General features: G+C 70.3%; 20 protein-coding genes. 13 read left to right on the forward strand and 7 right to left on the reverse strand.

The window, feature by feature from the left end; genetic code table 11:
* Nucleotides 1-138: 138 nt before the first annotated feature.
* From PBV52_RS43995 to PBV52_RS44015, 5 genes are all read left to right on the forward strand, one after another.
* Nucleotides 139-3,018, forward strand: a complete 2,880-nt coding sequence (locus tag PBV52_RS43995) for a glycoside hydrolase family 2 TIM barrel-domain containing protein (protein ID WP_274246920.1) — start codon at nt 139-141, stop codon at nt 3,016-3,018.
* Nucleotides 3,019-3,138: 120 nt separating this feature from the next.
* Nucleotides 3,139-4,452, forward strand: coding sequence for an alginate lyase family protein (locus tag PBV52_RS44000; RefSeq protein WP_274246922.1), 1,314 nt, complete (start codon nt 3,139-3,141; stop codon nt 4,450-4,452).
* Between the two features lie 80 nt (nt 4,453-4,532).
* Nucleotides 4,533-6,989 carry an alpha-L-arabinofuranosidase C-terminal domain-containing protein gene (locus PBV52_RS44005; RefSeq protein WP_274246924.1) on the forward strand — a complete coding sequence of 819 codons (2,457 nt, stop codon included), beginning with the start codon at nt 4,533-4,535 and terminating at the stop codon, nt 6,987-6,989.
* Nucleotides 6,983-7,984 carry a LacI family DNA-binding transcriptional regulator gene (locus tag PBV52_RS44010; RefSeq protein ID WP_274246926.1) on the forward strand — a complete coding sequence of 334 codons (1,002 nt, stop codon included), beginning with the start codon at nt 6,983-6,985 and terminating at the stop codon, nt 7,982-7,984. The genes PBV52_RS44005 and PBV52_RS44010 overlap by 7 nt, the downstream gene beginning before the upstream one ends.
* Before the next feature lie 67 nt (nt 7,985-8,051).
* Nucleotides 8,052-9,059 carry a glycosyl hydrolase gene (locus tag PBV52_RS44015; RefSeq protein WP_274246928.1) on the forward strand — a complete coding sequence of 336 codons (1,008 nt, stop codon included), beginning with the start codon at nt 8,052-8,054 and terminating at the stop codon, nt 9,057-9,059.
* Between the two features lie 17 nt (nt 9,060-9,076).
* Here PBV52_RS44015 and PBV52_RS44020 read toward each other — a convergent pair whose 3' ends face one another.
* Nucleotides 9,077-9,694, reverse strand: coding sequence for an NAD(P)-dependent oxidoreductase (locus PBV52_RS44020; protein ID WP_274246930.1), 618 nt, complete (start codon nt 9,692-9,694; stop codon nt 9,077-9,079).
* A gap of 127 nt (nt 9,695-9,821) precedes the next feature.
* Here PBV52_RS44020 and PBV52_RS44025 point away from each other — a divergent pair, with 127 nt between their 5' ends.
* Together PBV52_RS44025 and PBV52_RS44030 are read left to right on the forward strand one after the other, a co-directional pair.
* Complete coding sequence (locus PBV52_RS44025; protein ID WP_274246932.1) at nt 9,822-10,538, forward strand: hypothetical protein; 717 nt, start codon at nt 9,822-9,824, stop codon at nt 10,536-10,538.
* Nucleotides 10,522-10,671: a hypothetical protein gene (locus tag PBV52_RS44030; protein WP_274246934.1), complete on the forward strand. Its 150-nt coding sequence runs from the start codon at nt 10,522-10,524 to the stop codon at nt 10,669-10,671. Before PBV52_RS44025 ends, PBV52_RS44030 begins: the two co-directional genes overlap by 17 nt.
* A gap of 297 nt (nt 10,672-10,968) precedes the next feature.
* On the opposite strand, the gene PBV52_RS44035 is transcribed toward PBV52_RS44030, so the two are convergent.
* From PBV52_RS44035 to PBV52_RS44050, 4 genes are all read right to left on the reverse strand, one after another.
* Nucleotides 10,969-12,393 (reverse strand): HupE/UreJ family protein, encoded by a 1,425-nt coding sequence (locus PBV52_RS44035; protein WP_274246935.1) that lies wholly within the window; start codon nt 12,391-12,393, stop codon nt 10,969-10,971.
* Nucleotides 12,390-13,643 carry a DUF3500 domain-containing protein gene (locus PBV52_RS44040; protein ID WP_274246937.1) on the reverse strand — a complete coding sequence of 418 codons (1,254 nt, stop codon included), beginning with the start codon at nt 13,641-13,643 and terminating at the stop codon, nt 12,390-12,392. Before PBV52_RS44040 ends, PBV52_RS44035 begins: the two co-directional genes overlap by 4 nt.
* Before the next feature lie 198 nt (nt 13,644-13,841).
* On the reverse strand, nt 13,842-14,729 hold the full coding sequence (locus PBV52_RS44045) for a carbohydrate ABC transporter permease (RefSeq protein ID WP_274246939.1): 888 nt from the start codon (nt 14,727-14,729) through the stop codon (nt 13,842-13,844).
* Nucleotides 14,730-14,734: 5 nt separating this feature from the next.
* The gene (locus PBV52_RS44050; RefSeq protein WP_274249945.1) at nt 14,735-15,133 is read right to left on the reverse strand and encodes a carbohydrate ABC transporter permease; all 399 of its coding nucleotides are present in this window, start codon (nt 15,131-15,133) and stop codon (nt 14,735-14,737) included.
* On the opposite strand from PBV52_RS44050, the gene PBV52_RS44055 reads away from it, so the two are divergent.
* A complete protein-coding gene (locus tag PBV52_RS44055) occupies nt 15,053-15,505 on the forward strand; it encodes a hypothetical protein (protein WP_274250032.1) in 453 nt (150 codons plus the stop codon). The genes PBV52_RS44050 and PBV52_RS44055 overlap by 81 nt on opposite strands.
* Nucleotides 15,506-15,701: 196 nt before the next feature.
* Here the strand turns inward: PBV52_RS44055 and PBV52_RS44060 are convergent, their stop codons facing one another.
* Nucleotides 15,702-16,994, reverse strand: a complete 1,293-nt coding sequence (locus tag PBV52_RS44060; RefSeq protein WP_274246940.1) for a cytochrome P450 — start codon at nt 16,992-16,994, stop codon at nt 15,702-15,704.
* A 17-nt stretch (nt 16,995-17,011) separates the two neighbouring features.
* Entirely contained in the window at nt 17,012-18,361 is a 1,350-nt protein-coding gene (locus PBV52_RS44065; protein WP_274246942.1) for a glutamine synthetase family protein, read from the reverse strand.
* 257 nt (nt 18,362-18,618) lie between these two features.
* Between PBV52_RS44065 and PBV52_RS44070 the strand changes: the two genes are divergently transcribed.
* The 5 genes from PBV52_RS44070 to PBV52_RS44090 are packed head-to-tail and all read left to right on the forward strand — an operon-like array spanning nt 18,619 to nt 23,257.
* Nucleotides 18,619-18,807: a ferredoxin gene (locus tag PBV52_RS44070; RefSeq protein WP_274246944.1), complete on the forward strand. Its 189-nt coding sequence runs from the start codon at nt 18,619-18,621 to the stop codon at nt 18,805-18,807.
* 5 nt (nt 18,808-18,812) lie between these two features.
* The gene (locus tag PBV52_RS44075) at nt 18,813-20,021 is read left to right on the forward strand and encodes an NAD(P)/FAD-dependent oxidoreductase (protein WP_274246946.1); all 1,209 of its coding nucleotides are present in this window, start codon (nt 18,813-18,815) and stop codon (nt 20,019-20,021) included.
* A gap of 12 nt (nt 20,022-20,033) precedes the next feature.
* A complete protein-coding gene (locus PBV52_RS44080) occupies nt 20,034-20,840 on the forward strand; it encodes an acetoacetate decarboxylase family protein (protein WP_274246948.1) in 807 nt (268 codons plus the stop codon).
* A gap of 34 nt (nt 20,841-20,874) precedes the next feature.
* Complete coding sequence (locus tag PBV52_RS44085; RefSeq protein ID WP_274246949.1) at nt 20,875-22,338, forward strand: aldehyde dehydrogenase; 1,464 nt, start codon at nt 20,875-20,877, stop codon at nt 22,336-22,338.
* Nucleotides 22,331-23,257, forward strand: coding sequence for a 3,4-dihydroxyphenylacetate 2,3-dioxygenase (locus PBV52_RS44090; protein WP_274246952.1), 927 nt, complete (start codon nt 22,331-22,333; stop codon nt 23,255-23,257). Before PBV52_RS44085 ends, PBV52_RS44090 begins: the two co-directional genes overlap by 8 nt.
* Nucleotides 23,258-23,272: the final 15 nt, after the last annotated feature.

Genomic DNA, 23,272 nt, shown 5'->3' on the forward strand with positions numbered 1-23,272 from the left:
CTGGGTCCGCGCCCCCTGCGCGGAGAGCAGGCCGGAACCGCCGGTGTCCGGCCTGCTCCGTCCCGCCCGCCCAGCACGCGGTGGGCCTGCGTGACCAGGCCGAAGCCCACCACCATGCCAAGAGGAGCCGGAACCCGTATGACCGACCCGCTGACGACCTTCAGCCCGGGTGAGGGCCGCAGGCCTCCGAGGGCCGCGTTCCGCTCGGACGCTCCCCGCCTGATCCTGGACGGCGACTGGAGGTTCCGGCTGTCGCCGTCCACCGCCGAGGCGCCGGCGGGCATCGAACGGCCGGACTTCGACGACTCCGGATGGGACGAGCTGCCCGTCCCCGCCCACTGGCAGTTGCACGGTCACGGTGCCCCGATCTACACGAACATCTCCTATCCCTTCCCGCTCGATCCCCCGTACGTCCCGGACGACAACCCCACCGGTGACTACCGCCGAGCCTTCGACCTTCCCGAGGAGTGGAGCGGTCTGGGAGCGGTCCTGCGCTTCGACGGGGTGGACTCCTGCTTCACCGCCTGGCTCAACGGGCAGGAACTGGGGTGGTCCACCGGCAGCCGGCTGCCCACCGAGTTCGACGTCACCGGGATCGCCCGTCCGGGCCGCAACGTCCTCGCGGTCCGCGTCCACCAGTGGTCTCCGGGCAGCTACCTGGAAGACCAGGACATGTGGTGGCTCTCCGGCATCTTCCGCTCGGTCACGCTTCTCGCCCGTCCGCTGGGGGCGCTCGACGACTTCTTCGTGCACGCGGACTTCGACCACACCACCGGCCGCGGCACCCTGCGCGTCGACACCTCCGCACCCGCCCGGCTCACCGTCGAGGGACTCGGCCTGTGGGACGTCCCCGCCCAGGGGCCGTACGACCTCGCGGCGGTCGAGCCCTGGACGGCCGAGACTCCCCGGCTGTACGCAGGTGAGCTGCGGGCCGGGGGAGAGACGATCCCCCTGCGGTTCGGCTTCCGTACCGTCGCCGTCGAGGACGGGCTGCTGAAGGTCAACGGCCGGCCCGTCCTGCTGCGGGGGGTCAATCGGCACGAGTTCCACCCCGACCACGGGCGCGTCCTCGACGAGGAGACCATGCGCGAGGACATCGTGCTGATGAAGCGCCACAACATCAACGCCGTCCGCACCAGCCACTACCCACCGGACAGCCGGTTCCTCGAACTGTGCGACGAGCTGGGCCTGTGGGTGATGCTGGAGTGCGACCTGGAGACGCACGGCTTCTCCCTGATCGGCGACTGGCGCGGCAATCCCAGCGACGACCCGCGCTGGCGCGAGGCGTACCTGGACCGCATGGAGCGGACCGTCGAGCGGGACAAGAACCACCCCAGCGTCGTCATGTGGTCGCTGGGCAACGAGGCCGGTGACGGCTGCAATCTCCAGGCCATGGCGGAGTGGACCAGGCGGCGCGACCCGGACCGGCCGCTGCACTATGAGCACGACTGGGGCAGTCGCTACACCGACGTGTACAGCCGTATGTACACCTCCCACGAGGAGCTCGACGCCATCGGGCGGCGCGCGGAGGAGCCGCTCGCCGACCCGGTCGCCGACGCGCGGCGGCGCGGGATGCCGGCCGTCGTCGTCGAGTACGCCCACGCCATGGGCAACGGCCCCGGCGGACTCGCCGAGTACCAGCGCCTGTTCGAGAAGTACGAACGATGCATGGGCGGCTTCGTGTGGGAGTGGATCGACCACGGCCTGCGCCAGGGCGGTCACTTCGCCTACGGCGGCGACTTCGGGGAGGAACTGCACGACGGCAACTTCGTCTGCGACGGCCTGGTGTTCCCCGACCGCACCCCCTCCCCGGGCCTGGCCGAGTACAAGAAGGTCGTGGAACCGGTCCGCATCACCATGGCACCGGACGGCATCGAGATCGCCAACCTCCACGATTTCCGAGACCTCTCCCATCTGGTCCTGACCTGGTGTGTGGAACACGACGGCGACGAGACCGCCTCCGGCGACGAGACCGCCTCCGGCGACGAGACCGCCTCCGGCGACGAGACCGCCTCCGGCGACCTGCCGCTTCCGGCGATTCCCGCGGGCAGCCCTCCGGCCCGGCTGCCGTACCCCACGACGGACACCACCGGCACACTCACCGTCAGCGCCCGCCTCGCCAAGGACGAGCCCTGGGCCCCCGCCGGCCATGAGGTCGCCTGGGCCCAACGCATCCCCGAGCGGATTCCCGCACGCCGGCCGACCCGCGGGTCCAGGCCGGACCCCGGCCTGTTCGACACCCGCACCGGCCGGCTGACCCGACTCGGCAACCTGCCCGTCACCGGACCCCGACTCGACCTGTGGCGGGCGCCGATCGACAACGACCGGCTCGGCCACGATCCGGTGGCGGACACCTGGCGGCGCATCGGCCTGGACCGTCTGCACCACCGCCTGCTCGGCATCGACACCGAGGGCGACGCGGTGGTCGTACGCACCAGGGTCGCCCCCGCCGCCACCGACCTCGGCATGTACGCCACGTACCACTGGCAGGACACCGCCGAGGGACTGCGCCTCACCACCGAGATCGAACCGGACGAGGGCTGGCTGGGCATCCCGCTGCCCAGGCTCGGACTACGCCTGGCCCTGCCCGCCTGGATCGACCACGTGACCTGGTACGGGCTGGGCCCCGGGGAGGCGTATCCGGACAGTCGCCGCGCCGCGCGCCTGGGCCGGCACAGCGGCACCGTCGACGCTCTGCAGACTCCGTACGTCTTCCCCCAGGAGAACGGCAGCCGGGCCGACGTCCGCTGGGCGGAGCTCACCGGACCGCGTGGCGGACTACGCGTCACCGGTGCGCCGACCTACCACCTGACCGCCCGCCGCTGGACCAGCGAGGACCTCGACACCGCCCGGCACACCGACGAGCTGCGCCCCGGCGACGCCGTCCACGTCAACATCGACCTCGCCCACCACGGACTGGGGTCCGCCGCGTGCGGCCCCCGCGTCCTGCCGAACCACCAGCTGACCGCCCGGTCCGACGCTCTCGTCGTCACCTTGTCGGAGATCTCCGGCAGGTGATCACCGAGTCGCGTACACCGGCCGGTTCACGCCCTCAGGCACCCCCCACAGTTCGACCGATATCGACCTCACCGCCCGATCAGAGCCGTTCGGGCCCGTCCGATTGGAGTCGCACATCCCATGAGCCGCAACGATCTCCCCCCACTTGATGAAGGCGGACCCCAACGCCTGCGCGCCGAGCTGCTGAGCCGACGAGGCGTCCTGCGCGCCGCCGGCGGAGTCGCTCTCGCCGGCGCGCTCGGTGCCGCCTCCGTACGGTCCGCCGACGCCGCCGGCAAGCGGCATGGCGTCCGCGACCTGGCCCTTGCCGCCGCGCCGACCGTCTGGAACCACCCCGGCGGGATACACCACCCCGGCGACATCAACCGCGCCAAGGTCAAGGTGGCCGCGCGTATCGAGCCGTGGTACTCGGGCTGGCAGCGGCTGACCGCCAACGCCCACTCCGCCTCCACCTGGACGGCCAACCCCCAGGCGACCGTCTACCGCGGCGGGAGCTACCCGCAGAACTACTCGATCCTCTACAACGACATCGCCGCCGCCTACCAGAACACCCTGCGCTGGCTGATCAGCGGCGACACGGCCCACGCGGACTGCGCGGCCGCCATCTGCAACGCCTGGTCCAGCACCCTGACCACGATCTCGGGCAGCACGGACGGAATCCTGGTCGCGGGCCTCCAGGGGTGGCAGTTCGCCAACGTGGGCGAACTGCTGCGCGACTACAAGGGATTCGACCTCAAAGCATTCCAGCAGATGATGCTGAACGTCTTCTACCCGATCAACCACGGCTTCCTCAGAGACCACAACTTCACCTGCATCACCCACTACTGGGCCAACTGGGATCTGTGCAACATCGCGTCGATGCTGGCCATCGCCATCCTCTGCGAGGACGGCGCCAAGTTCGACGAGGCCGTCACCTACTTCCAGAGCGGCGTCGGCAACGGCTCCATCGCCCACGCGGTCCCGTACCTCTACACGGACAACGACGGCTACGCGCTGGGCCAGTGGCAGGAGTCCGGCCGCGACCAAGGGCACTGCCTGCTGGGGATGGGCCAGATGGGCGTGATCTGCGAGATGGCCTACAACCAGGGCGTCGACCTGTACGGCTACGACAACAACAGGTTCTTCAAGGCCGCCCAGTACGTCGCCAAGTACAACATCGGCCTGGACGTGCCCTACACCACCTACAGCTGGGGCAGCGGCACGAGCTGTACGTACAACGAGCAGACGGTCATCTCCTCGTCCGGCCGCGGAGGCATCCGCCCGGTGTGGGCGATGCTCCACTACCACTACAACCGGATCAAGCGCCTGGACGACAAGTACATCTGGGCCATGTCCAACGACCTCGTCGGCATCGAGGGAGGAGGCGGCGACTACGGCACCACCAGCGGCGGCTACGACCAGCTCGGCTTCGGCCAGTTGATGTACGCCAAGTAGTCCGGGGCGGCCCCGCGCTCCCCCGCGGGGCCGCCCGTCACACCGTTCACGCAACGCCACACCCACGCAGGAGTATCTCCGTGCCCGACGCCAGCCCCCCTGTCGAGACGGTCGTGGAGGTGGACACCCGGACTCCGGGCACGGCCATCTCCACCGATCTGTTCGGCGCGTTCTTCGAGGACCTCAATTACGCGGCGGACGGCGGCCTCTACGCCGAGCTGGTGCAGAACAGGTCCTTCGAGTACGGCCCGGCCGACCGGCCCGAGTGGCACTCCCTCACCGCCTGGGAGCTGCTGGAGCGGGACGGCGCCGCCGGATCACTCACGGTCGCCACCGACGACCCGCTGCACCCCGCCAACCCGCACCACGCGGTACTCACCAGCACCACCATCGAGGGTGCGGGCCTGCGCAACGAGGGGTTCGACGGCATCCCGGTCCGGGCGGGGGAGGCGTACGACGTCAGTCTCTTCGCCCGCCTGGCCGAGGGCGCGGACACCGTCGGCCGGCTGGTCGCGCGGATCGAGAGCCGGAACGGCGAACGCATCCACGGGCAGGCGGAGTTGGGTCCGCTGGACGGCTCCTGGAGGCGCCGCGCGGCGGTCATCACCTCTGAAGTCACCGACCCCGACGCTCGCCTCACCCTCACGGCGACCGGGCCCGGCACCGTCCACCTGGACCTGATCTCGCTCTTCCCGCGGAAGACCTTCAAGGACCGGCCGAACGGCCTGCGCGCCGACCTCGCGCAGGCCATCGCCGACCTGAAGCCCAAGTTCCTGCGTTTTCCCGGCGGTTGCCTGGCCCATGGTCAGGGGCTCGGCAACATGTACCGCTGGTCCCAGACCGTCGGGCCGCTGCACGAGCGCCGGCAGCAGTTCAACATCTGGCACTACCACCAGTCGATGGGCCTCGGCTACTACGAGTACTTCCAGTTCTGCGAGGACATCGACGCCAAGCCGGTGCCCGTCGTCCCGGCCGGGGTCTGCTGCCAGAACAGCGACGTCACGGGCCAGGCCGGCCTCCCCGAGGAGCAGATGGACGACTACGTGGCCGAGGTGCTGGCGCTGGTGGAGTGGGCCAACGGCCCCGCCGACTCGCCCTGGGGCGCCCTGCGCGCCGCCGCCGGACACCCCGAACCCTTCGGCCTCGAATACCTGGGCGTCGGCAACGAGGACACCATCACCGACACCTTCCGCGACCGCTTCTCCCGCATCCACGACGCCCTGCGCGAGCACCACCCCGAGATCACGGTCATCGGCACCCTCGGCCCGGCCACCTTCGGCGAGGACTGGGAGAAGGGCTGGGCGTTCGCCCGCGAGCGGAACCTGGCCGTCGTCGACGAGCACTCCTACAAATCGCCGCGCTGGCTCCTGGAGAACAGCCGGCGCTTCGACACCATGGACCGCGAGGGCCCGCACCTGTACATCGGCGAGTACGGCAGTTGGTGCAACGACGGCCGCGGCGCCCTCGCCGAGGCCCTCTACATGATCGGCATGGAGCGCAACGGCGACGCCGTCCGGATGGCCTCCTACGCCCCGCTGCTCGCCAAGCGCGACCACACCCAGTGGCTGCCCGACCTGATCTACTTCGACAACACGCACGTCTGGACCACCCTCAACTACCACGTCCAGCAGATGCATTCGCTGAACTCGGGCGACACCGCCCTGCCCGTCACGGTCACCGGAGCGCCCGAAGCTCCGGCCGTCCAGGTGAGCGACCGGCACGACATCCGCGTCGGTACCGGATCCGACACCCACGCCGAGTTCACCGACGTCCTGTGCGGGCCGGTCGGCGGTGAACTCGTACCGGCCCCCGACTTCCGCAACTGGCGGACAGAGTCGGGCACATGGGACCTGACGGGCGGGTCACTGGCCGGTACCGGTGCTGGACCGGTGCTCATGGACGCGGTGCGCGGAACGTCGTACGCCTTCTCCGTGCGAGCCAGGAAGGGGGACGGAGCCGAGGGGTTCGTCCTCTCCTTCACCGGCACGACGTCCGAGCGCCGGTACCAGTGGCGGCTCGGCGGCTGGGGCAACCGGGCGACCTGGCTCCAACGGGTCGAAGACGACGTGGGGGAGGACCTCGGCGAGCGGGTCCTCGAAGGCGTGGAGAGCGGTCGCTGGTACGACCTGCGGGTGGAGGTGGACGGCCTGCGCGTGCGCTGTTTCCGCGACGGTGAGCTGCTGCACGACGTCGAGGACGTCCGGCCGGACCCGGAGGTGTTCGCGGTCTCGGCCGTCCGTGACAGTGACGCGGGCGATGTGATCGTCAAGATCGTGAACACCACTTCCCACTCCGTCCCGGTCCGGCTGCGCATGTCCGGGGCGGAGGGCGTCGAGACCGGTTACGCCCGCACGACTCTCACTGTTGCCCCGGGCGCCGCCAGCCGGTTCGGGCCCGCCCCGGCCGCCCCCGTCCACGACCGGCTGACCGGCACGCTCTGTGCCGTCCCGCCGTACTCTTTCACCGTCCTGCGCACGGACGCGCGGCATAGCATGCGAGCGGGTACCGAGACCGCAGACCAGGGGCGAGCGTGGTAACGATCCAGGACGTGGCGAAGGCGGCCGGAGTCTCGCCGATGACCGTGTCGAACGTCATCAACGATCATCCGAACGTCCGCCCGTCGACGCGCGAGAAGGTCCTTCAGGCGATGGCGCGGCTCGACTACCGGGTCAACGTCGCCGCCCGCAACCTGCGCAAGGGCCGCACCGGGATCATCGGTCTCGCCGTGCCCGAGGTCAACAGTCCCTACTACGGACGGCTCGCGGCCGGCATCATCGACGCCGCCGAACGGCGCGACCTCCGGGTGAGCATCGAGCAGACCGCTTCCCGGGAGAACGAGCTGGACGCGCTCTCCCTGTCCCGCAACCACCTCTACGACGGGCTCATCCTCACCGCCGCCGGTATGAGCCAGGCCGACGCCGAGCGGCTCAAGGTGGAGCACCCGGTGGTCGTCCTGGGCGACCGGATCTTCGGCGGACCCGTCGACCACGTCGCCATGCCCAACCTGGAAGCGGCCCGGGCGGCCACCAGCCATCTGATCGAGCGGGGCTGCCGGCGCATCGCGTTCCTGTGCGGGGCGCTGAAGGAGGTCGACACCTCCAGCTTCCGCCTCACCGGCTACCGGCAGGCGCTCGAGAGTGCGGGCCTTCCCGTGGACCGCGCCCTGATCCAGCAGGTGGACCGGCTCGGCATGCGCGAAGGTGCGCAGCGCGCCCGGGAGATGACGGAGCGCGGGCTCGACTTCGACGGAGTGTTCTGCATCACCGACTCCCTGGCCATGGGCGTGCTGCGGGGCCTGGCCGACGTCGGGATCCGGGTGCCCGAGCAGGTCAAGGTGATCGGCTTCGACAACGTCTCGGAGAGCGAGTTCTTCATCCCTTCCCTCTCCACCGTGGACCCGGATCACGACGGCATGGCCGAGCGCGCGGTCGACCTCCTGATCCGCCGCATCGAGCAGACCGAACCCTCGACGCGGCATCAGGACCACATCGGCGACTTCGCCCTGGTGGTCCGGGAGTCGACGGGAGGCTGAACCCGCCGCGCCGCGCCGCGCCGCGCCGCACGAGCACGAACCACGAGCACGAACAAGGGAGAACCCCGTGCACCCCCTGGCCGACGCGCCACTCTTCCGCGACCCGATCTACGACGGGGCCGCCGACCCCACGGCCATCTGGAACCGCCGGACCGGCGAATGGTGGCTCGTGTACACCAACCGCCGCACCACCGCCCCCGGCCCAGGCGTCTCCTGGGTCTACGGCACCGACCTGGGTGTGGCCGCGTCCGCGGACGGCGGCCGCACCTGGAACTACCGGGGCACCCTGACCGGCCTGGAGACCGAATGGGGCCGCAACACCTTCTGGGCGCCGGAGATCGTCTGGCACGACGGGCTGTACCACATGTACGTCAGCTACATCCAAGGCATACGCGACGACTGGAACGGCGCCGCCTCCATTCGCCACTACACCAGCCCCGACCTGATCGACTGGACCCATCACGGGGCCCTGGACCTCGGCTCCGACCGGGTCATCGACGCCTGTGTGTTCCCGCTGCCGGACGGCGGCTGGCGCATGTGGTTCAAGGATGACACCCACGGCTCGCTGACCTGCGCCGCCGACAGTCCCGACCTGTACCACTGGCGGCCCACCGGCCTGGCGGTGGGCCATCGCCCGCACGAGGGCCCCAACGTCTTCGAGCTCGGCGGCCACTACTGGATGCTCGTCGACGAGTGGCGAGGCCAGGGCGTGCTGAGGTCCGACGACCTGACCACCTGGGAACACCGGGGACTGATCCTCGACAAGCCCGGCAGCCGCCCCGACGACGGGACCATCGGCCTCCACGCCGACGTGGTCGTCCAGGGCGGGACGGCGTACGTCTTCTACTTCACCCACCCGGGGCGCGTCGCCCCTGTCACCGACGACGACGGCACCTACGCGACCCGCCGTTCCTCCCTCCAGGTCGCCGTCGCACGGGTCGTCGACGGCACCCTGCGCTGCGACCGCGACGAGCCCGTACGGCTCGATCTGCTTGGGGCCGGAGCCGTGGGTGACACCCGGACATCGGTGGAGTCGGACTATTGGACCGGGATGCGGGTGAGAACCTCGTCCTGAAGACGAGTGCTGCCCTGTTACCGAGGTCCACCTGTGGCGCAACCGCGAGACAGCCGATGCAGCAGATCCCTGTCGGCCGTGGCCATCAAAGGGGGCACACCGAGGTCACCGAGCATGTCCGCGGCGGCCTGCATCTCGGCGGTCCGGCGTACGGCGTGCCGGTGGCTGCCCTCGACGAGCCTGCTCAGGGTGGCGGGGTCCGCGCGGGTGAGCTCCTCGGCGATGATCTCCGGCAGCCAGTCCTCGCAGCCCGCGGCCCGGGCCGCGTCCAGTGCCTCGACGACGGCGGCCGCCAGGCCCTTGTAGAACACGCTGCGCGGCAGCTTGCGTTCGGCCGCCAGGCCGGCCGGCCCGTCGAGGACGTCCACGTTCAGGCGGAGGGGACCGAGCAGTTCGGCGTAGCGACCGGCCCCCGTCCCGGAGACGAGCATCGGCGTGTACAACCCTTTCCCGGGCACGGTCGCCATCAAGGACACGTCGGCGAAGGCGATGCCGGCGTCCCCGGCGGTCCTGTCGAGGCGTCGCTTCAACGCGGGTGACGCGGTGTTGATGTCGGCCCAGACGCAGCCGGGTGTCGTGCCGGCCAGGCCCGCCCGCAGGGCGTCCGCGTGGGGGAGACATGGAGAGGAGGTCACGTGCCGGCTGCACGCAACGTCCCGTCCGGGCCCGACCCGGTGGTCGAGGCGATCCGTACGGCGATCGACAGCGATGGAGTACTGGAGTCCTTCGCCGGTGCCACCTTCCACCTGCGTCAGGGTGTGTATGTCGGTGCCGACGGCGTCGTCACCGAGAACTCCGTGCTCTCCGGCGTGCGGGGCGGCCGCCTCACCGACGCGTACGCGAGGCGCGTCTCCCTGCCCCCCCACCAGCGAGGCGTTCAACGGGTTCTTCCTCGCGGGCGGCGCCTCGTACACCCTGGAGGCCCACCGGATCGCCTTCGAAGGCAACGGCCGCCTGGATTTCGCCAGTTACGGCGCGGCCGTCACCGGTGCGGGAGACGGCACCCGGCTGGTCGTGGACGGCGCGGACATCGACAACCGGGGCGTGGTGCGCACCGGCGTCATCGCCCGTGACGGCGCAAACGTGATCGTCAAGAACTCCGGCATCCGCACCCGCGAGGGAGTGCTGCCCGACGACCACGAGCCGGGCTTCGGCGCGAACATGATGACGGTGCCCTGGATGCTCGGCCTGGCGGACAACGTCCGCGCGACCAACGTCCTCGGCGCCAACACCACGGCCACCTACTTCAACTCCCGTATCTCCTCGGAGTCCTGGGGAGTGCTGTCCATGGACTCCGTCCGCAACTCGCTGCTGACCGCGATCAACTCCACCGTCACCCTCACCGGCGACTCCGGCTACGGCACCTACGCGGACGGCGGCAGCCGGCAGGACATCACCGGGCAGGAACCGGCCGGGTTCGAACCCAGGCCGTCGGTCGTTCGCACCCCGTGGGTTCGGCGTGATGTCGCACAGCGGTGACGGCGGCCTGCTGGAGATCGGCGGTGGCACCCGCTTCACCACCGCCGAGACGATGTTCCTCGAAAAGGGCGGCTGCCGCGGTGAGTCCCATGACCACTGCCCTGCGCTTCTCAACCGTCTGCTGAATTCGTGAGATGTCCGGTGACCGTGCTGCTTCGCCCGTGCACAAGTGTGTGCGGGGACGGGTGTCGGGGCAGCAGCCGTTGCTGAAGATTTCCCTTGTGACGGCACCGGCATCGGAAGGAACCGGCCACCGGGTCGGCGGAACCGGGTCGAAACGGCGCCTTGTGCCGATGACAGGACACCGGCCGCGCCGGTGTCCTGAACAGCCCGAGGTGTCGACGGGCCGCGGCCGCCAGGGGGCCGACCTGCAGCTGCGCACGACACCCCCGCTCTACGGCGCCACCACATGATCACCGGCCCGAGCCCCTCAACGACTCTGTGCCGTCGCCGAGTCGGCGGTGTCCACCGACTCGTCCTGATCGTGCGGCTCACCTGTCGCCGCCGGTGGCTCGGCCGTTCCGGGCCGTGCGTGCCGACGTGTGGCCAGGGTCCAGGCGGTGGCGGCGAGTGCTGTCACCGTGAGGGCGGCAAGCATCGGCGTGGTGTGGGATCCGGCGCTGTCGGCTGCCCGGGCGATGGGGTTGGGCAGACCGAGGCGGTCGGCCAGCCAGCCGAGCGCCGCCGTGCCGGTGAGCAGGGCGCCGACCAGTCGCAGCATGGGCTGGATGCGCAGGCGGGCGAGGACCAGCAGCGAGGGCAGTGCCAGGCAGACCAGCAGGAGCTGGACCAGCTCGATGCCGAGGTTGAAGCCGAGAAGACTGGTCACGAGCTGTCCGGTGGACAGGTGCATCTCGGCCAGGACGAAGGAGAACGCCATGCCGTGACCGAGCCCGAAGACCCCGGCCACGAGTGCCTCACGGCCGGGGAACAGCGGGCGGATCGCGTGGACGGCGCCGATGAGGATACTCAGCGCGATGAACGCCTCGACCGGCCAGCCCGGGATGTCCAGGCGGCCGAGCGCGGTCGCGGCCAGCGCGACGGAGTGCCCGACGGTGAAGGCGAGCGTGATGCGGCCGATCCGGGCGAGCGCGGACCGCGCGCCCACCAGCCCGCTCCACCGTCCTGCGGTGGCCGCGAGCGGCGCGGGCAGGAGCAGGATCAGCAGGAAGAGCAGATGGTCGGTGCCGGTGAGGATGTGGTCGCCGCCCAGCTTCACCATGGCGAGGAAGCCGCGCCAGGCGCTGCCTTCGCCGAGGTCGACCTTCAGGGCCGGGACCTTCATGGTCCGGGTGTCGACCCGGATGGTGCCGACCTGGGTGGCGCCCGCGTCGTCGACCTGCCCGGCGACCCAGTCCTGACGTACCGTCACCAGGGCTGTGTGTGTGATGACTTGATGCACGATGACGTCGTAGTCGAAGGTGAAGTGCCGTACGTCGGCGCCGGTCGGCGGGGTGAGCACGGCCTCGGCGATCAGCTCGCGGTAGGGGCCGGTGGAGGTCTGCTCGGTGCTGCTGAGGCTCAGGTCGCCGACGCTGATCTGCCAGGCTCTGCCCTCGGTGGTGGCCGGGTGGATGTGCCGGCCGAGGTAGGTCCGGATGGCCTTGGCCCTTTTGGACAACGTGGCCTCGGTGGTGTCGCTCAGGTCGATCCCGCTGGCCCGGGAGAAGTCGTCGGTCGGCAGTTCCAGCCGTGCGCTCACCGACGCCTGGTACACATCGAGTTCCACCACGGAGTGCGGCATCGGATGCGCGGCGGCCGGCGACGCCCCGAGGAGGAGCGCCGCCGGTACCGCGATCGCGATCCCGGCCACCAGACGCAGTGCTGTGGTCAGCCAGTTTCGCGGTCCGGTCATGAGAAGGAGAACTCGCTGCCGTAGTCGCGGGTGTGGTCCCGGTACACGGTGTGGTAGTGGACCTTGTCCCGGTAGACGAAGCCGTTCTGGCAGACGAACTCGATCCACACGCTCGGGCCGTCGATGCGGACGTAGTCGCCCTGGGTGTCCAGGCCCGTACCGCCGGAGTATCCGACGTAGGTCTGGTTCAGCTCACGCGCGTACGTCTTCATGAGCTTCTTCGCGGTGGCGTCGTCCACGCCCGCGACCCAGGGGTGGATCGCCGCCAGGACCAGCTTCTGCTGCTTGGGCGACAGCTCGCTGGCCCTGATGCCCTCCTTGGTCTCCGGGAACTGGCCGTCCTCGCCCGGGCCGAGCAGCACGTCGCTGAACGACTCGGACAGCTTGGCGGTGGCCAGCTGCTCGGTGCTCAGGCTGCTGGTCAGCTTCAGCAGGCCGTCGCGGAAGTTCGCCAGCGGCGCGTAGGTGGTGCCGTCGTCCGCGGTCCAGCTGGTGGGCTCCACGCCGGTGAAGAACGGGCTTGCGCCGGAGACCTTGCCGTCCTTGTAGGTGATGTTCACGGCGAGGTGGTGGCCGCCGAAGTGCAGCTGCCAGGTGCCGTCGACCGACGGGGTGCCCAGGAACGCCAGGAAGTAGATGTCGCTGCCGTACCCGCCGCCCGCGCCGCCGCCTGTGCCGCCGGACGGCGGGGCTCCCGTCGGGGCGTCACTGGGCGTGGTGCTCGGGTCCGCCGAGGCGTCGCTCGATGCGCTGGCCGTCGGCGCGGCAGGCCCGGAGCCGGAGCTCTCCGCCGCGGCCAGCTGGTCGTCGGCCAGGAGGGTCTGCAGGACGTGCTCGTAGCCGGTGTCCTTGCCGGTCCCCAGGGCCACCTTCAGCACGTTCTTCAGGGCGGCCAGCTGCACCTCGCTCAGCGAGCCGGTCTGGATGCCGGGCCGGCAGGACCCGCCGCACGGCAGGTTCGACCAGGCGGTCGCGTTCTCCTGGCTGAAGTCCAGCAGTGTCTCCGCCTGCTGGTCGGAGTCCAGCGTGTTCAAGAACGTGTTGGCCGCGCTGACCACGGCCGCGACGCCGTTGGCCTTCTTGTTGACCGGGTAGTGCACACCCGTAGCCGACTTCTGTGCGTCGCCGGTGGTCGTCGCGGCGTTGGCCGCCACGAACCCGCCCCCGACGAGGACCGCACCGGCGGCCACGCCGGCTATGACTCGCCAAGTCCGTCGGTTACGGGCCCGACTTGTTCTCTGCTTGCTCATGAACACTCCCTGAAGACAAGGGTGGGGGGACGTTGCGCCGACTCTGCGGGCGGCGGCGTCCAGAACACGCGCGCGCTGGATGAGAGAACTATCAGCAATATTGTTGACAGCTCAACGCGCGGGCCTCCGCGCCTGTCCCGATTGGGCGGCGGTCACCCCGTATGCGGGAAATATGCTGTGCTCATTGACAGGTTGCTCTCAGCGCGGCTTCAGCCGCCGAAACGGGCGCGCGTCACGACAAGGCCGCCGTCCCGGCAAAGCCGGCGTAGGCGGCGAGGGGCGAGGGCCGGCTCCCCCTGCTCTCAGCCCTGGACGGCGGAGCTGGCCACGCCTTGGACGAGCCAGCGCTGGAAGAAGGCGAAGACCATCAGGACGGGCAGGACGAGCAGGACGCCGAAGGCGAGGATCTGGCCCCGGTCGGGGGGGCTGCTGGCCCTGAAAGACGCTGATCTCCAGGGGGAGGGGGCGCACCGAGGGGTCGGACACCATCAGGACCGGCCACAGGAAGGAGCCCCACTGGATGAGGAAGGTGAGGATCGCGACCGAGGCGAACACCGGCTTCGACATCGGGACGATGATCGCGAAGAAGGTGCGCCAGGGTCTGGCGCCGTCCAGCCGGGCGGCTTCCTCGATGCTCTCCGGGATCCTCCGGAAGAACGTGTTGCGCCGGCCGTTGAACATGTGGAAGAGCGGGACGGCCACCGACTCGAACGGGATCAGCATCAGCAGCAGGACGAGGGTGAAGACGGCTTCCCGGCCGCGCCACTTCAGCCGCGACAGGCCGTAAGCCGCCATCGAGTTGACGAACAGTCCGCCCGTCACCACCACGAACGCCAGCAGCACCGAGACGCCCATGAACTGCCAGAAGCAGCCGGTGCTGTCGGAGTTCAGACTGTCGAGCACGGCGGAGTAGTTGTCGAACGGCAGACGGGTGGGCAGAAAACCGGACAGTCCGTTCAGGACCTCGTCGGACGGCTTGAGGCTGCCCAGGAAGAGATGGAGGACGGGCAGGACGAAGACGAACGCCAGGACGCTCAGGACGGTGTAGTCGAGGACGCGGCGGACGGGGGTGCGGGTCATGGCCATGGATGTCAGTCCTCGTTCTCGGGCCGGACGACGTGGCGCTGGACGATCGTCAGGACGAGGACGATCAGGAAGAAGACGATCAGGAAGAAGACGATCAGGAAGAAGACGATCAGGAAGAAGGCGACGGTGATCGCGGACGCCTGACCGATGTTGTTCTGGTCGAAGGCGGTGGTGACGGCCTGGTACATCACCGTGCGGGTGGCGTCCTCGGCCAGGCCTCCGTCGTGGATGAGGATGTGCACCTGGTCGAAGATCCGGAAGGACATCACTGATGTCAGCAGCGCGACGAAGACCGGCGTGCCGCGGATGCCGGGCAGGGTGACATGCCGGAACTGCTGCCGGCGGTTCGCGCGGTCCAGCTCGGCGGCCTCGTACAGCTCACCGGGGATCTGAAGGCGCCCCAGTTGCCGAAACTCACGGCGTTCAGCAGGGAGTTGACCATGCCCTGCTCGCTGCGGGCCAGGATCAGGCGCCAGATCACGGCGACCAGCGTCGCGATTGGCCGTGACGGTGCCGCAGCCGACGGACGGCACAGCGCGGCACTTCCAGCGCAGTGCCAGAGGGCCGGGCTGTCGGACGTTCCCCTGGTCGACCGCGGCGGGGGCGGCTACCTCCTGACCAGCGCGGTGCCGAAGCACGCGGCCCGGATGCGGCGGCTGGTGGTGTGGAGCGCGTTCGTGCCGAACGACGGCTGGGTCGCTGATCGCGGCCTGGCCGCCGCACTACGGCGAGATGCCCCTCGCGTCGACGGCAGCCTCCGGGCGACGACACGCTGACGCCGCCGGAGGTGTGGCAGCAGGCCTTCCGGCAGGATGCGGACGAGGGGGCCCGGCGCATCATCGACCTGTGGCGCATGGATTCCGGGGCCCGGGAGGACCCGGCGGCGAGGGGTGTCGGCCGGATACCCGCACGGTGTGCCGGGGTACCCGGCCCAGGACCGTCGTCGGCCCGGCCGGTGGCTCGAGCGTGCCGTCAGGCGAGCGTGACCTCGACCGGCAGCTTCTTGATGCCGTTGACGAAGTTCGAGCGGACGCGCGGCACGTCGCCGGCCAGGCGGATGTCGGCGATCCGCGGGATCAGTTCCTCGAACATGATGCGGATCTCGGTGCGAGCGAGCAGGTTGCCCAGGCACAGGTGGGGGCTGCCCTTGCCGAAGGTGACGTGGTCGTTGCTCCGGCGGGCCACGTCGAAGTCGTACGGGTTGCCGAAGACCTCCTCGTCGCGGTTGCCGGAGGCATACCACATGACGACCTTGTCGCCCTCCTTGATCCGCTTGCCCCCGAGTTCGACGTCCTGGGTCGCGGTGCGGCGGAAGTGGTAGACGGGGGAGGCCCAGCGCAGGAACTCCTCGACCGCCGTGGGGATCAGAGAGGGGTCGTCCTTGAGGCGGGCCAGTTGCTCGGGGTGCTGGAGGAGGGCCAGCATGGAGTGGGAGATGGTGTGCCGGGTGGTCTCGTTGCCGGCCACCACCAGGAGCAGGAAGTAGTTGTCGAAGTCCTGCGCGGACAGCGGGATGCCGTCGCGGGGGGTGGTGTTGACGAGCTTGGACACCAGGTCGGTGCCGTCGCCGCCGCGCCGCTGCCGGGCCAGCTCCCGGCCGTACTCGAAGACCTCCAGCGAGGCGGGGGAGCGGAAGGGCAGATCGCGGTACTTCTCGCTCTCGGCGCTGTGCAGGAGCACGTCGGCGTAGTCGGGGTCGGTGTTGCCGATGATCCGGTTGCCCCAGTCGATGAGCTGTTGGTTGTCCTCGGGCGGTACGTCGAGGAGCCGGGCCAGCACGTTGATGGGGAAGTCCGCGGAGACCTCCTTGACGAAGTCGAACGTGCCCTTCGCCAGGGCCGCGTCCAGGGTCCTGGCGGTCAGGCCGCGCAGGAAGTCGGTGTAGCTGTTGATGACCCCGGCGCCGAACTGGCGCTGGATGACGCTGCGCAGGGCTCGGTGGCGGACGCCGTCCAGCTCCAGGATCGAGGCGCGTTTGCGGATCTGGTCCTCGTCCACCTCTTCCAGGTTCACGAACTTGGTGGAGGTGAAAGTCTCGGCGTCCCGGTCGACACGTGCGATGTCCGCGTGCCGGGTCACCGCCCAGAAGCCGGAGTTGGGGGCCTGCTCGGGCTGCCAGTGCACCGGGTCCTCGTGGCGCAGCGTGTGGAACATCCGCCAGGGGGTGATCCCGTCGGTGAAGTTGTCCAGGTCGGCGAGATCGACCTGCGCCAGCGGCAGCGGCTCGCGCACATCGGCGGCGGAGAGGTGGGTCGGGGTGGTCATGGTCGGGCTCCTCGGCGTCACAGGTGGTAGGCGTACTCGTTGAACTCCCAGTCGGTGACGTGCCGTTGGAAGCGTTCGACCTCGTTGCGCTTGTAGGTGAGGTAGGAGGTGGTGAAGTCCTTCCCGAGCAGCCCGGCCAGGTCGGTGTCGGCCTCCAGGGCGTCGAGCGCGGTGGGCAGGTCCATCGGCAGCACGGCCGCCTTGGCGGGGTCGTAGCCGTAGCCCTCCAGAGGGGCGGGGGGTTCCTCTCCGGCGAGGACGCCCAGGAGCGCGGCGGCGGCGGTGGCGGCGACGGCCAGGTAGGGGTTGGCGCTCGCGTCCCCGAGGCGCAGTTCCAGCCGGGCGCCGGAGCCCCGCTCGGGCGGGACGCGGACCATCGTGCTCCGGTTGTCCAGGCCCCAGTCGATCAGCCAGGGGGCGAGCGTGTCGGGGCCGAAGCGCTTGTAGGAGTTCACCGTCGGGTTGAGCAGTGCCGCCAGGGCGGGTGCGTGGGCCAGTACGCCCGCGATCGCGTGCCGGGCGGTGGCCGACAGGCCGTGGGTGCCGTTGGGGTCGTCGAAGGTGTTGCGGCCGTCGGGGCCGGTGCAGGAGAGGTGCAGGTGGAAGCCGGAGCCGCCGGCGTCGTTGAAGGGTTTCGCCATGAAGGTGGCGAGCCTGCCCTCACGCCGGGCCAGCTCCTTGATCGCGGCCTTGAAGCGGAACGCCCGGTCGGCGGCCGAGAGGGCTTCGGAGTGGAGCAGGTTGATCTCGAACTGTCCGCCGTCGAACTCGTGGTTCCCGCTCACCACGCCGAGGCCCAGGCCGTGGACGTGCCGAAGGGTGCGCAGCAGGTGGTTGTCGGGGTCGGCGCGCAGGCCGGCCGTGTAGACGACGCCGGGGTCGGCGCCGTAGCGCTGCCAGCCGCCCGCCGGATCCGGGTCGCACAGGAAGTACTCCAGCTCGGGTCCGACGATCGGGCTCAGTCCGTTCTCCTCGCACCGGCCGAGGACCGAGCGCAGCAGATCGCGCGGTGACTCGGGGGCCGGAACCCCGGTGGCCGGGTCGACGACGTCGGCGAGACAGGCGGCGACGCCGGGCTCCCAGGGGAGCCTGGTCAGGGTGGACAGGTCCGGCCGTACGCAGATGTCCGGCAGGCCGGCGTCGAGGCCGCCGCCGACCGGGACCACGTCACCCTGGGGACTGGTGTGGTAGACGGCACGGCAGAAGGCGAGGCCGTGTTCCACGGCCCGGGGCAGCGCCTCGACCAGCACGTCCCGGGCCCGGTCCGTGCCGATCAGGTCGGGATACGTCACCCGCACCACGTCGATGCCGTCGGCGGTGAGCCGCTCCATGTGGCGGCGGACTTCTGACAGGTCTTGAGCGCTCACCGTTGTCTCCTCGGGCGGCTGTGGGGACATCTTCCGGACCGTCGGTCCGGCAGTCATTTGAAGCCAAACGGTATGGAGAGGGTGACTCTCCCGCAAGGGGGTGAGGCCAAGAATTTATCCATCCGGATAGGTATTGACCAGAGGGTGGGGTCTACCTATCTTGTTTGAAGCCAAACGAGTTCGGGGTGCGGTCTCCCCTGTGATCACCGCACCCCTTTGCCTCCCCCTTCGTTCCCGCACCTTCAGGAGGACCGGCCATGAAGGTCGTCGTCGACATGAACAAGTGCCAGGACCACGGCCAGTGCGTCTTCGCGGCCCCGGACGTCTTCTCCATGGACGACACCGGGCACCTGCTCTACGTCTCCGACCCCGACGACGCACTGCGCGACGAGGTCGAGGAGGCCGCCGACGTGTGTCCGTTGCAGGCCATCCGGATCGAGGGCTGAGCCCCATGACCGCAACGATCGTCGTCGCGGGCGGCTCGATGGGCGGGCTGCGGGCCGCCGAGCAACTGCGTGCGGCGGGTTGGACCGGGGCCGTCACCGTCGTCGGCGACGAGCCCCACATGCCCTACAACAGGCCTCCCCTGTCCAAGGAGGTCCTGGCCGGCAAGGCTCCCTTCGAGTCGCTCGCCTTCACCCCGAGGGCGGCCGCCGCCGACGTGGAATGGCGGCTCGGCACGAAGGTCGTCTCCGCCCGGCTCGCCGAGCGGACCGTCACACTCGACGACGGCTCGACGCTGTCGTACGACGGTCTCGTCGTCGCCACCGGCATGCGCCCCCGGCGTCTGCGCTGCCCCGGCCCGCTCACCGGCCGTCACACGGTCCGCTCCCTCGCCGACGCCCAGGGACTGCGGGACGAGCTCACCCGTCCCGACGCGCGCGTGGTCGTGGTGGGTGCCGGGTTCATCGGCTGCGAAGTCGCCGCCACGGCCGTAGGGCTGGGCGTGCGTGAGGTGACCGTCGTCGATCCGCTGCCCCTGCCCATGGCCGGACCGCTCGGCGAACTGCTCGGCCGGGCGTTGCTGCGACGGCACGAGGAGCGCGGGGTGCGCTTCCGGCTCGGCACCTCGGTCGCCGGATTCGAGGGCGAGGACCGGGTCACCGGGGTCGTCCTGGGTGACGGCGGCGTGCTGCCCGCCGATGTGGTGGTCGAGTCGGTCGGCTCGGTCGCCAACGTCGAGTGGCTGGCGGGCAACGACCTCGACCTGTCCGACGGAGTGCTCACCTGCGGGCGGTTGCGGGTCGGCGGTAGGCCGGAGGTGGTCGCCGTCGGCGATGTCGCCCGCTTCCCCAACGCCCGCTACGACGCCGTGCCCCGCCGGGTCGAACACTGGTCGATCCCGACCGATACCGCCAAGCACGCGGCGAAGACCCTCGCCGCCCATCTCGCCGGTGCCGAGACCGACCCGGCGCCCTTCGCGCCCCTGCCCACCTTCTGGAGCGACCAGCACGACTTCCGGTTGCAGTCCTTCGGAGCGCCGGCGCTCGGCCTCGACGACGTCCGAGTGCTCGACGGCGACCCGTCGGGAGACGTCCTGGTCGGCTACCACACCGGCGGCCTACTGGTCGGTGTCGTCGCGCTCGGCGGCCAGGCCGCCGCGATGGGCGCCGCCCGCTACCGCGCCCAGCTGCTGAAGCAGCCCGCCCTCACCGCGTAAGGAACCTCCGTCATGTCCTCAGTCCGTGGTTACCTCTTCCCCAAGACGGCGAGCGGTGCCTCGTCTCTGATTCCCTCGCCGCCGTGGCGCTACTCCGGTGACCTGCTCACCGTCGAGTACCGGACCGACCCGGCACGGGTGCGTGAACTGCTGCCCGAGCCACTGGAGCCGGCCGACGAGGATCCGGGTGCGGTCGCCCTGATCTGGGCCGACTGGCAGTCGTGCGCCGGGGCCGGTGACGAGCTGCTCGACCCTGTGCTCTCCCAGTACAAGGAGGCGTTCGCGGTCGTCCGCTGCAAGTACCGGGGGCAGACCTACACGCGGTGCGTGTACATCTGGGTCGACAAGGACTTCGCCATCGCGCGCGGTCTGCACCAGGGCTATCCGAAGAAGCTCGGATCCATCCACCAGACGCGGCCCCATCCCTACGGCCCCGCGCCGCGCATCGAGGCGGGGGCGCGATTCGGCGCGACGCTCGCCGCCGCGGACCGGCGTCTCGCCCAGGCGGTGGTCACGCTGCGGGAGCCGTCGGAGACGAACGGGTTCGTCAACGCGCACCCCATGGCGCACCACCGGTGGCTGCCGTCGATCGAGAACGGCAAGGGGCTCGCGCTGGACGAGCTGATCGAGTCCGGGGCCGCGTCCTTCGAGGGCGGCCGACCGTGGGTGGGCGAAGCGGAGTTGGAGCTGTTCGAGGCGCCCACCGAGGAGCTGGCCCGGCTGGAGATCCGGGAACCCATCGCCGCGTACTACCGCCAGGTCGGCGTGGTGTGGGACGGCGGCCGGCTGCTGGAGTCCGGTACGTCCGGAGCCGAGTAACCCCCTCACATCGCACAGGACTTGGAGACCGGACATGACCGAGCACACCCTCACGGTGGCCGGGGTCGCCATCGACACCCGGCACTGGATCGGCGGCGAACGCGTCGCCTCCACCGAGACGTTCACCGACGTCTCACCGATCGACGGCCGCGCGATCGGTGAGATCGCCCGGGGCACCGTCACGGAGGCCGCCGCCGCCGTCGCCGCCGCCAAGGCCGCCTTCCCCGCCTGGGCCGCCACCTCCCGAGCCGAACGCGCCCGCCTCCTGCACGCCATCGCCGACGGGGTCGAGAAGCGGATCGAAGAGTTCGCCATTGTGGAGACCACCGACAACGGGGCGCTGCTGCGTTCGCATCGGCGCGGTGTCATGCCCCGGGTCGCGCACAACTTCCGCTTCTTCGCCGACTGGTTGCTGAAGCTGGAGCACGAGGACTTCGAGACGCGCGGGCACGGCAATCACGTCTCGTGGGACCCGGCCGGGCCCTGCGTGCTCATCACGCCGTGGAACGCGCCCCTGATGCTGGCCACCTGGAAGGTCGCCCCCGCCCTCGCCGCCGGCGACACCGTCGTCCTCAAGCCTGCCGAGTGGTCCCCGCTGACCGCGTCCCTGCTCGCGGACATCGCGGCCGAGGCCGGGCTGCCGGCCGGGGTGCTGAACGTCGTGCAGGGCTACGGCTCCGAGGTCGGCGACCCCCTCACCTCGCATCCGGACGTGCGGCGCATCAGCTTCACCGGCTCGGTGCCGACGGCACAGCGGATCGCCGCCTCGGCGGCCGCGAATCTCACGCCCCTGAGCCTCGAACTCGGCGGCAAGTCACCGCTGTTGGTGTTCGCCGACGCCGACCTCGACCTCGCCGTCGACCTCGCCGTGGAGCAGTACGACAACGCCGGGCAGGTGTGCCTGGCCGCGACGCGCCTGCTGGTCGAGGAGCCGGTGGCGAAGGAGTTCACCCAGCGGTTCGTGGCGAAGGCCACGGCGCTGAAGCAGGGCGACCCACGCGACGAGGCCACCGACATCGGGCCCACCATCCACACCCGGCAACTGGAGAAGATCGACGGCTTCGTGCAGCGTGCCATCGCGGGCGGGGCGCGGGCTGTCATCGGCGGGCATCGCAAGGACGGCCTGTACTACGCGCCGACGCTGCTCACCGACGTCGCCCAGGACAGCGAGATCGTCCAGGAGGAGGTCTTCGGTCCGGTCCTGACCCTCCAGACCTTCACCACCGAGGAGGAAGCCGTCCGCCTCGCCAACGACACCCGCTTCGGCCTGGCCGCCACCCTCGCCACCGGGGACCCCGGGCGCGCCGAACGCGTCACCGCACAGCTGGTCGCCGGCACGGTCTGGGTCAACTGCTTCTTCGTACGCGACCTCCGGGCACCCTTCGGCGGCTCCCGCCACTCCGGCGTCGGCCGCGAGGGCGGCACCTGGAGCTTCGACTTCTACTGCGACGTCAAGAACACCGTGACCGCGCCGAGCGGATGGAGCAACCATGGGTGAGATCGTCGGGGCGGGCCTCCTCGCCCACGTCCCCACCATCGTCCTCCCGCGGCAGGAGCGCCTGGAGCTGAACGAGGGCAAGGAGATCACCCTCGTCACCGGCCTGGAACAGCTGCGCAGGGACGTCTTCGAGCGCGACGACTACGACACCGTCGTCGTCCTCGACTCGCACTGGGCGACGACGGTCGAGTTCGTCGTCACCGCCCAGCAGCGCCGGGCGGGACTGTTCACCTCCGAGGAACTGCCGCGCGGGATGTGCCGGATGCCGTACGACTTCCCCGGCGACCCCGAACTCGCCCGGAACATCGAGAGGTTCGCCGACCGGCACGGCACCTGGATCACCGCGATCGACGACGACCACCTGCCGATCTACTACGCCACCATCAACCTCTGGAAGTTCCTGGGGGAGGGGCTGGCGGACAAGCGGTGGGTGACCATCGGGGTCTGCCAGACCGGCGACATGGAGGACCACCTCCGGCTCGGCCGGGCGCTCGCCGACGGCATCGCCGCCACCCCGGGCCGCCGCGTCCTGCTGATCGCCTCCGGCGCCCTCTCCCACACCTTCTGGCCCCTGCGCGAGCTGCGCGACCACGAGGCCAGCGACCCGGTGCACATCTTCACCCCCGAGGCCCGCGAGGCCGATCACGAGCGGATCGCCTGGTTCAAGGAGGGCCGTCACGACAAGGTCCTCGACACCATGGACGAGTTCTGGAAGCACAAGCCCGAGGCGAGGTTCTTCCACTACCTGATGATGGCCGGCGCCCTCGGCGAGCAGGCCTGCGTGGCCAGGGCCCGCCAGTACGGGGAGTACGAGAACTCGATCGGCACCGGCCAGGTCCACCTGTGGTTCGACCGTCCGGCCGACGGCTGGACCGGCACCGGCCTGCCCGCCCCGCGCACCCCGCACAGCAGCGTCTAGCCATACCTCTGGAGC

This window comes from Streptomyces sp. T12 (assembly GCF_028736035.1).
In the GTDB taxonomy this organism is placed as follows: Bacteria; Actinomycetota; Actinomycetes; order Streptomycetales; family Streptomycetaceae; genus Streptomyces.